At 69.0% G+C, this 8,626-nt stretch carries 8 protein-coding genes; 3 read left to right on the top strand and 5 right to left on the bottom strand.

What is annotated here, in order from left to right:
* Positions 1 to 104: 104 nt before the first annotated feature.
* Together ABZ896_RS37030 and ABZ896_RS37025 are read right to left on the bottom strand one after the other, a co-directional pair.
* The gene (locus ABZ896_RS37030; protein WP_360939020.1) at positions 105 to 911 is read right to left on the bottom strand and encodes a pectate lyase; all 807 of its coding nucleotides are present in this window, start codon (positions 909 to 911) and stop codon (positions 105 to 107) included.
* 43 nt (positions 912 to 954) lie between these two features.
* On the bottom strand, positions 955 to 1,932 hold the full coding sequence (locus ABZ896_RS37025; protein ID WP_360939018.1) for a polysaccharide lyase family 1 protein: 978 nt from the start codon (positions 1,930 to 1,932) through the stop codon (positions 955 to 957).
* A gap of 340 nt (positions 1,933 to 2,272) precedes the next feature.
* Here ABZ896_RS37025 and ABZ896_RS37020 point away from each other — a divergent pair, with 340 nt between their 5' ends.
* Positions 2,273 to 3,577, top strand: a complete 1,305-nt coding sequence (locus tag ABZ896_RS37020; RefSeq protein ID WP_360939016.1) for a PHB depolymerase family esterase — start codon at positions 2,273 to 2,275, stop codon at positions 3,575 to 3,577.
* A 58-nt stretch (positions 3,578 to 3,635) separates the two neighbouring features.
* Here the strand turns inward: ABZ896_RS37020 and ABZ896_RS37015 are convergent, their stop codons facing one another.
* A complete protein-coding gene (locus tag ABZ896_RS37015) occupies positions 3,636 to 4,715 on the bottom strand; it encodes an NADH:flavin oxidoreductase/NADH oxidase (RefSeq protein WP_360939014.1) in 1,080 nt (359 codons plus the stop codon).
* A 164-nt stretch (positions 4,716 to 4,879) separates the two neighbouring features.
* Here ABZ896_RS37015 and ABZ896_RS37010 point away from each other — a divergent pair, with 164 nt between their 5' ends.
* Positions 4,880 to 5,233: a helix-turn-helix domain-containing protein gene (locus ABZ896_RS37010; RefSeq protein ID WP_360939012.1), complete on the top strand. Its 354-nt coding sequence runs from the start codon at positions 4,880 to 4,882 to the stop codon at positions 5,231 to 5,233.
* Here ABZ896_RS37010 and ABZ896_RS37005 read toward each other — a convergent pair.
* Complete coding sequence (locus ABZ896_RS37005) at positions 5,153 to 6,541, bottom strand: nucleobase:cation symporter-2 family protein (protein ID WP_360939010.1); 1,389 nt, start codon at positions 6,539 to 6,541, stop codon at positions 5,153 to 5,155. The two genes, ABZ896_RS37010 and ABZ896_RS37005, sit on opposite strands and share 81 nt — an antisense overlap.
* A 105-nt stretch (positions 6,542 to 6,646) precedes the next feature.
* Positions 6,647 to 7,987 (bottom strand): FAD-dependent oxidoreductase, encoded by a 1,341-nt coding sequence (locus tag ABZ896_RS37000; RefSeq protein WP_360939008.1) that lies wholly within the window; start codon positions 7,985 to 7,987, stop codon positions 6,647 to 6,649.
* Between the two features lie 157 nt (positions 7,988 to 8,144).
* On the opposite strand from ABZ896_RS37000, the gene ABZ896_RS36995 reads away from it, so the two are divergent.
* Positions 8,145 to 8,609, top strand: a complete 465-nt coding sequence (locus ABZ896_RS36995) for a DUF6214 family protein (protein WP_360939006.1) — start codon at positions 8,145 to 8,147, stop codon at positions 8,607 to 8,609.
* Positions 8,610 to 8,626 lie beyond the last annotated feature (17 nt).

Genomic DNA, 8,626 nt, shown 5'->3' with positions numbered 1-8,626 from the left:
TTCCTGGCCGCCACCGACCTGGGCAGCAAGGCCCCGGCCGGCAAGACGGTCAAGATGCCGTGCGGGGACGCTTCGTACGGCCGCCTCTCACCTACCGAGCGGGCCTACTTGTAGGTGATGTCGGACGTCGCGTACTTGCAGTACGTGCTGTCCGGGCCGGAACCATTGGTGGTCGGCTCCTTGCCGGTGTTGTTCCCGATGTACTTCTGGCACGGGACGATCTTCTTGCTGGAGTCGCCGACGATCGTGATCTTCTTCAGGGTCGCGCTGTCGCCGTAGTTGGTGTTGATGCCGACGAGCTTGTTGCCCGAGTAGGTCGCCTCGATGGTGTTGAGGTTGATCGTCCGCTTGTACTGCGTCGAGCAGTTGCCGCAGGACCGTACGAAGGTGCCGAAGTTCTGGACGGCGAAGTTACTGATGTTGAGCGTGCCGGCGCCGTTGAACTGGAACACCTTGTCGCTCGCCGACTTCGCGCCACCACCGGAGACGGTGTACACGTTCGACGAGGAGGAGCCGCGGAAGGTCGCCGCGTCCTCGCCGACGTCCTCCCACCACACGTTCTGGAGCGTGCAGCTGCCCGCGCAGTGGATGCCGTCGGCCGCGGGGGCGCCGATGATGACGTTCTTCAGGACGGTTCCGGCGGCCAGGTCGAGGATCGGCCCCTGGTCCTCGTCCTGGCTGCCGCTGCCCAGGTCGCCGGTGCCGTACAGGCGGATCATCCCGTAGTCCTTGGTGCCGGACAGCGAGATGGTGGAGGAGACCGCCTGGCTGCCGGTCGCGGTCGGCCAGGTGGCGGCGCTCGCCGGCGGGGCATTGAGTGTCATGATCATGCCAACCGAGAGGCCGAGTGCGGCCGTGGCGCCGGTCCACGCACGCGTGCGTGCGCTTCGGCGGCGTACCGAAGAAGTCATGTCCCGATTCCTTCTTCCTGTTGGGGGGTGGGGTGGGGGGTGTTCAGATCTTTCCGGCGCCCGCGCCGCCGGTCACCGAGGCGACGACGGAGGAGGCGGGCTCGGCGGTGTAGCCGTACGGAGCGGTGGTGAAGGTGCCGGTCTGCGAGACCTCGGTGGCGGCTCCGCCGAGGTCGTTGCCGCGCAGGTTGGCGTACCCGTCCACGTCACTGCTCCGGTTCGTGGTGACAGCGACCCCGGTGTCGCGGAAGACGTTGTTCTCCACGAGCATCTGGGCGCCCATGCGGGAGTGCACGGCGGTCTCGGCGCCGACGACGTAGTTGTCGTAGAAGTGCCCGGTGCCGAAGCGCAGACTGGGGATCCGCGAGTAGACGTTGTCGAACCAGTTGTGGTGGTACGTCACCTTCAGGTGCCCGGTGTCCTCGCTCGCGTTGTTGTCGCTGTGGCCGACGAGCGAGCCCTTGTAGTGGTTCTTGAAGGTGTTCCAGGACACCGTGACGTTGTCCGAGGCGTGGTTGATGTCCAGCAGACCGTCGTAGTAGTCCTTGTCGTGATCGCGGTCCGCCGAGAAGGAGTTGTGGTCGATCCACACCTTCGTCGAGGCCTGCACCTCGATGCCGTCGGCGGGCGCGAGCGGCTTGCTGATGTTGAGGTTGCGCACGACGACGTTAGTGACCTTCTTCAGCCGCAGGCCGCCACCGGTGAATCCGGAGGACGAACCGACGCCCAGCACCGTGGTGTTGGAGCCGATGTCGACCGAACCGCTCAGCGAGATCAGGCCGTTCACCTTGACGACCTTCGCCGTGCTGCCGGTGACGGCCGTCTTGAAGGCCGCCAGGGTCGAGACGGTGACCGCGGAAGCGCTCCCACCGCCGGTGGTTCCGGCGCCGAAACCGATGGGGGAGGTCTCGGCGGCCCCGGCCGGCTGCGGGACGGCCAGGGCGGCCGCCGTCGCGAGCGCGGCCGCACCGGCGGCCAGAGCGGATCTTTGCGCGTGTGTACGTGGGGGGCGAGTACGCATGCGGGTGCGTCCCTTCCAGGGTGCCGACATGTGCATGTACTTGAACTTTGTTCGTGACTATGAACGCCGCATGAGTGGTTCAGCGGAAGTGGCGACCTCTGTTTACTAGGTCGGTCACATCGCTGAACGGAACGTAGAGGGTAAGCGCTTTCTGGTCAACGCTTTGCGCAAGAGACATTCGGCCACCCCTGGTCGTGGGCCTCCGCGAATTCTTTCGACGTGTGGGAGCGCTTCCACGGTGGCCATGTGCATGCCACGATGCTCGGCGGGGGCGGCCGTCGCCGGCGCTGCCCCCTGTCGCACCGGACCCATCTTCCTGCCGACCGAAAGGGGCAAGGACGTGTCCATCACCCCCCACAACTCCGCGCGCGGACGACTGAGTTCGGCACTGCTGGCCGTGCTGTCGTTACTCGCGGCGGCGCTCCTGACCGCGCCCACGGCGGCGGCCCGTACCGAGGCGGTGCCCACCGCGACCCTCACCGAGGTCACGGGCTTCGGCACGAACCCGAGCAACCTCCAGATGTACGTCTACGTACCGGACAACGTCACCGCGCATCCCGCGATCGTGGTGGCCGTGCACTACTGCACCGGCTCCGGACCGGCCATGTACAACGGCACCGAGTGGGCCCAACTGGCCGACACCTACGGCTTCGTGGTCGTGTACCCGTCCGTCACCCGGGCCAGCAAGTGCTTCGACGTCTCCTCGCCGCAGGCCCTCAAGCGGGGCGGCGGCAGCGACCCGGTCGGCATCAAGTCGATGGTCGACTGGACGGTCTCCACGTACTCCGCGGACACGAGCAAGATCTTCGTCACCGGTATCTCCAGCGGCGCGATGATGACGAACGTCCTGCTGGGCGACTATCCGGACGTCTTCGCGGCGGGCGCGGCCTTCTCGGGCGTCCCCTTCGGCTGCTTCGCCACCACGGACGGCTCCGAGTGGAACAGCGCCTGCTCCGGCGGCACGATCACCCACACCCCGCAGGAGTGGGGCGACCTGGTCCGCGCCGCCTACCCCGGCTACACCGGCGCCCGCCCCCGGATGCAGGTGTGGCACGGCACCGAGGACGACGTGCTGCGCTACCCCAACTTCGGGGAGGAGATCAAGCAGTGGACCAACGTCCTCGGTGTCAGCCAGACCCCGGCGGCCACGGACTCACCCGTCTCCGGCTGGACCCGCACCCGCTACGGCGCCACCGGTGACCGCGCCCCCGTCGAGGCGATCAGCCTCCAGGGCGTCGGCCACAACCTCTACAGCTGGGGCATGGCCTCCCGCGCCCTCACCTTCTTCGGCCTCGACACCTCCGGCCCGGCGCCCCAACCCCAGCCGGGCGCCTGCAAGGTGACGGCCACGACAAACGCCTGGAGCACGGGCCTGACGGCGTCCTTGACGATCACCAACACCGGCACCACGGCGATCAACGGCTGGCAACTCGCCTTCACCCTCCCCACCGGCCAGACCATCACCAACGGCTGGAACGCCACGTACGCCCCAGCCTCCGGCACGGTGACGGCGACGAACGCGACGTACAACGCGACGCTCGCCCCGAACGCGAGCGTCAGCATCGGGTACCAGGCGAACCACACGGGGAACAGTGCGGCACCGGGTTCCTACTCGCTCAACGGGACGGCCTGCACAGCGGGTTGACCTGCGCGCGCGGTGGGTCGAGGGCGCGTCCTCGGCCCACCGTCGTCACCGGCAGGGCTCAGACCGACCGGTGGTACTGCTCCGGCACGTGTACCTCTCCGCCCAGTTCCCGTGCCGCGTGCCGGGCCCAGGACGGGTTGCGGAGGAGTTCGCGGCCGAGGAGGACCGCGTCCGCCTCGCCGTTGGAGAGGATCTTCTCGGCCTGCTCGGTGTCGGTGATGAGACCGACGGCGGCGACCGGGAGAGCGGTCTCCGCCTTGACGCGGGCCGCGAAGGGGACCTGGTAGCCGGGGCCGACCGGGATGCGGACGCCGGAGGCGTTGCCGCCGGAGGAGACGTCCAGGAGGTCGATGCCGTGCGCCTTGAGGTCGTGCGCGAAGCGGACCGTGTCGTCCGGCGTCCAGCCGCCCTCCTCCAGCCAGTCGGTCGCCGAGACACGGAAGAAGAGGGGCTTCTCCTCGGGCCACACCTCGCGTACGGCGTCCACGACCTCCAGTGCGAACCGGGTGCGGTTCTCGTACGAGCCGCCGTACTCGTCGGTGCGGTGATTGCTGTGCGGGGAGAGGAAGTTGCCGATCAGATAGCCGTGCGCCCCATGGATCTCGGCGACTTCGAATCCGGCGGCGAGCGCACGGCGGGCCGCGTCCGCGAACTGGCCGACGATCTCGGTGATCTGAGCGGTCGTCAGTTCGGTCGGTACCGGGTGCGCCTCGTTGTAGGCGACCGGGCTCGGGCCCAGCGGCTGCCAACCGCCGGCCTCCGGGGCGAGCGGCGCGCCGCCCTTCCAGGGCTGGTCGGTGGAGGCCTTGCGGCCCGCGTGCGCCAGCTGGATGCCGGGGACCGTGCCCTGGGAGACCAGGAAGCGGGTGATCCGGTGGAAGGCCTCGACCTGGGTGTCGTTCCAGATGCCGAGGTCGTGGGGGGAGATGCGGCCCTCGGGGCTGACACCGGTCGCCTCGACGATGATCAGGCCCGCGCCGCCGGCCGCCCGAGCCGCGTAGTGGGCGAAGTGCCAGTCGTTGGGTGCGCCGGTGTCGGGGCCCGCCGCGGCGGCCGAGTACTGGCACATCGGCGGCATCCACACCCGGTTCGGGATCGTCACGTCACGCAGGGTGTAGGGCTCGAAGAGTGCACTCACGGCGGGCTCCATTCGTCACGGGACCGGTGGTCGACTCGTACGATAGGCATCGTAGTACGTCGAGTGTCAAACTACGAGAGGTCTCGTACTATGGATCCTCTGGAGGGACCCCGGAAGGGTTCCGCCCGACGGAATCCCCCGATGACCGGAAGAAGTGAGCCGCCGTGACCACTCCCGCCGTCAGCAGCCGCGACCTCCCGCACCCGGCGCGCGAGGAGATCCGTCTGGAGGGCATCCTGCACGCGCTCTCCGACCCGATGCGGCTGCGGATCGCGCGAGAGCTCGCCGCCGCCGGCGACGAGCTCTCCTGTTCGCACTTCGACCTGCCCGTCACCAAGTCCACGACCACCCACCACTTCCGGGTGCTGCGCGAGGCCGGGCTGATCCAGCAGACCTACCGGGGCACGGCCAAGATGAACGGCCTGCGCCGCGGTGACCTAGACGGTCTCTTCCCGGGGCTTCTGGACGCCCTCCTCGACGCCGCCGCCCGCCAGGCCGTCCGGCTCGGGAGCGACTGAACCGGCCTTCGCCGGAAGGTGGTTGAAGAGCAGGTTCAGCACGATCGCGGTGAGACAGCCCGCGCTGATCCCGCTGTTCATCACCGTCTGGAACCAGTCGGGGAACTTCTCGTAGATCGTCGGCACGCCGACCGGCAGCACACCCATCGCCACTGAAACAGCCACCACGGTCAGGTTGTTGTTGCCCTTGAAGTCCACCTGGGTGAGCGTCCTGAGGCCGCTCGCCGCCACCGTCCCGAACATCACCAGACCCGCGCCGCCCAGCACCGGCGCGGGTATCGCCGCGACCACCGCGCCCAACTTGGGGAGCAGGCCGAGGAGTACGAGGATGCCGCCCGCCGTGGCGACGACCCAGCGGCTGCGCACCCGGGTCATGCCGACCAGGCCGACGTTCTGGGCGTACGCCGTGTAGGGGAAGGTGTTGAAGACACCGCCGAGGACGGTCGACAGGCCGTCGGCGCGCAGACCGTCGGACAGGGAGCGCGGCTCGACCCTGCGGTCGGTCATCTCGCCGACCGCGATCAGATCGCCGGTCGTCTCGGTCATCGTCACCAGCGCGACGACCAGCATCGACACGATCGCCGAGAACTCGAAGGTGGGCGCGCCGAAGTGGAACGGCGTGCTGATGCCGACCCAGTCGGCGTCGCCCACCCCGCTGAAGTCCGTGAACCCGAAGGGGACGGCCACCGCGAGCCCCACCACGATGCCGATCAGCACCGCGATCCGGCTCAGGAAGGCGGGCGCGAAGCGCTGCACGCCCAGCACCACCAGCAGTACGAACGCGGCCAGCGCGATGTTCTTCGGCGCGCCGAAGTCCGGTGAACCGACGCCTCCGGCAACCCAGTTGCCCGCGACGGGCAGCAGCGAGATGCCGATGATCAGGATCACCGTGCCGGTGACGAGTGGCGGGAAGAAGCGGAGGAGTCTGCCGAAGACCGGTGCGAGCAGCATGATCGCCAGCCCCGCGACGATCACCGAGCCGTAGATCGCGGGGAGTCCGCCGCCCGTCGTGCCGATCAGCACCATGGGGGAGACGGCGGCGAAGGTGCAGCCCTGCATGATCGGCAGACGTACGCCGAAGCGCCAGATGCCGATGCACTGGATGAGGGTGGCGATGCCGCAGACCAGGAGGTCGGCGGTGATCAGGTACGCCAGGTCGGCGGGCGACAGTTTCATCGCGCTGCCGACGATGAGGGGGACGGCCACGGCGCCGGCGTACATCGCGAGGACGTGTTGCAGGCCGAAGGCGGCGAGTTGTCTGACCGGGGGGACTTCGTCCACGGGGTGTACGGGAGCGGTTTGGGGCATGTCTGAGACCGTAGGCTCCTTGAACAGATTGTTGATTTCGGGTGGGTTGCTGCTGGGTTTCCGGGTGCCGGTTGTCTGTGGCTTGTCGCGCAGTTCCCCGCGCCCCTAGTCGGTACTGCCGTGCGCGGCGTTCATCAGGGACTGCCAGTCGGGGAGTTTCACCACACGCCTGCCCAGGGATGCGCCCAGTCGTGCCTCGGCTTGTTCGATTGCCTGCCACCCTGTCCACTCGACCGGATCGACGCCCCAAGCACGCAGGACGGTGAGCGGGTCCTCGTGTCGATCTTCGGCTACGAGCGTCAGCGCGTCCTCCAGCAACGACGTCGCCGTCTCCTTCGCGCACGGTCTGTTCGTGCCGATGACTCCTGTCGGGCCGCGCTTGATCCAGCCGGCGACGTACTCGCCCGGTGACACCGTTCCCTCGCGCAGGACGCGGCCAGCGAGGTGCGGGACCGTTCCGGTCGCCGGGTCGAAGGGGAGGCCCTCCAGAGGCACGCCGAGGTAGCCAACGGAACGCAACACCAACTGCGCCTGGATCTCCTCGAATTGGCCCGTGCCGATGACCCCGCCCCGGCCGTCCGGAGTCGTCCGTTCGAAGCGCACCGCGCCCACGCGGCCACCGTCGGTGAGGAGTTCGACCGGGCGCAGGAAGAAGCGCAGGGCGATCCTGCGGGGCGCGTCCTGTCGTACGGCATCCGCCCAGCCGCGCAGCACCTCCACGTTCCGGCGCTGCGGGGCGGGCAGGGCCGAAGGGTCGAGGTATGCCGGGTCCAGTGCCAACTCCTCGGCCTGTACGTCGACTTCGGTGTCCGGCAGGCCGCCCAGCTCGCGCAGCTCCTTCGTGGTGAAGCGGGCCTGCGAGGGGCCCCGCCGCCCGACCATGTGGATGTCCGTCACCCGGCTGGCCGCGAGCGCGGTGAGCGCGGTCTGGGGCATGTCGGTGGGGCTGAGCTCGGTGACTCCCCGCGCCAGGATCCTCGTCACGTCGACCGCGACGTTCCCCACGCCGATGACCACCGCGGAGCGCACGCCGGTCGTGAAACCGTCGGCGGTGGCGTCGGGGTGCGCGCTGTACCAGGAGACGAACTCGGTCGCCGACCAGCTGCCCGGCAGGTCCTCGCCCGGGATCCCCAGATGCCGGTCGGTGGCGGCGCCCACGCAGTACACGACGGCGTCGTACAGCTCGCGCAGCCGCGCCGCGAGCACCCCGCCCGGCCCGATCCCGACGCCGCCGAGAAACCGTACGCGATCGTGCTCCAGGACGGTCCGCAGGTTGTTCTGGAGCGACTTGATCTTCTCGTGGTCCGGCGCCACGCCGTAGCGCACCAGACCGTACGGACACGGCAGCCGGTCCAGGACGTCGACGAGCACCTCGGGGTTCAGCTGGACCAGGCTCTGGGCGGTGTAGCACCCGCTCGGCCCGGAGCCGACGACGGCGACACGCATGACTCCAGGATCGCACCGCGGCCGCTCCGCTGACAGGGTGCTGCGTGTCCTGCCCATGCGTGTCCGTTCGTATGGAATGTGATCATGCGGTTACGTTGCGTATGTGTTTGAAGCATCCTTTCTTAATCTTTCTGATCGCTGTCCTACGGACGGCACCGTGTCCGTGTGGCCCGCGTGGGAAGTGCAGGAGGACGAGACCGCGACGTCGTGGTTCCACGTCCGGCTCGCCTTCGACGACGGCGCCCGGGTGGACGTGCTCGCCGTGGTGGCCGAGGGGTGCGTCTCGCTGGAGGACGTACGGGCACAGCCGGCGCTGTCGCTCGACGACCTGGCGGCACTCGCGGACCGGATCGAGGGGCCGATCTTCGAGGCGTGCGGCATGGCTCCCCCAGAAGGCGCGGAGGCCGCCGAGGAGCCGGTCAGCCGGGCGCGTCCGGCCTGGCCGCGCGGTGCCGAGGGGCGCTGGCTGCTGGCCCAGGAGTACCTGGCGGCCCAGGAGGACGGGCACGATCCCGTGCTCGCCGTGATGTCGGCGACCGGCCACAGCCGCCGCAAGTCGCTCCGGCTGATCGCCCAGGCACGTGACGCGGGTTTTCTGACGCCACGTCACGCGCGCCGCTGAGCAGGCCGGTTCGAGGG

This window comes from Streptomyces sp. NPDC047072 (assembly GCF_040643855.1).
Taxonomy (GTDB): domain Bacteria; phylum Actinomycetota; class Actinomycetes; order Streptomycetales; family Streptomycetaceae; genus Streptomyces.
Note: the sequence above shows the minus strand (reverse complement) of the source record. Positions and strands in the feature narration are given on the sequence as shown.

Bases quoted from the DNA above. Each gene is read 5' to 3' on its own strand.
- ABZ896_RS37025 (WP_360939018.1), bottom strand. From the start codon at position 1,932: ATGCGTACTCGCCCCCCACGTACACACGCGCAAAGATCCGCTCTGGCC.
- ABZ896_RS37005 (WP_360939010.1), bottom strand. From the start codon at position 6,541: ATGCCCCAAACCGCTCCCGTACACCCCGTGGACGAAGTCCCCCCGGTC.
- ABZ896_RS37000 (WP_360939008.1), bottom strand. From the start codon at position 7,987: ATGCGTGTCGCCGTCGTCGGCTCCGGGCCGAGCGGGTGCTACACCGCC.
- ABZ896_RS37030 (WP_360939020.1), bottom strand. From the start codon at position 911: ATGACTTCTTCGGTACGCCGCCGAAGCGCACGCACGCGTGCGTGGACC.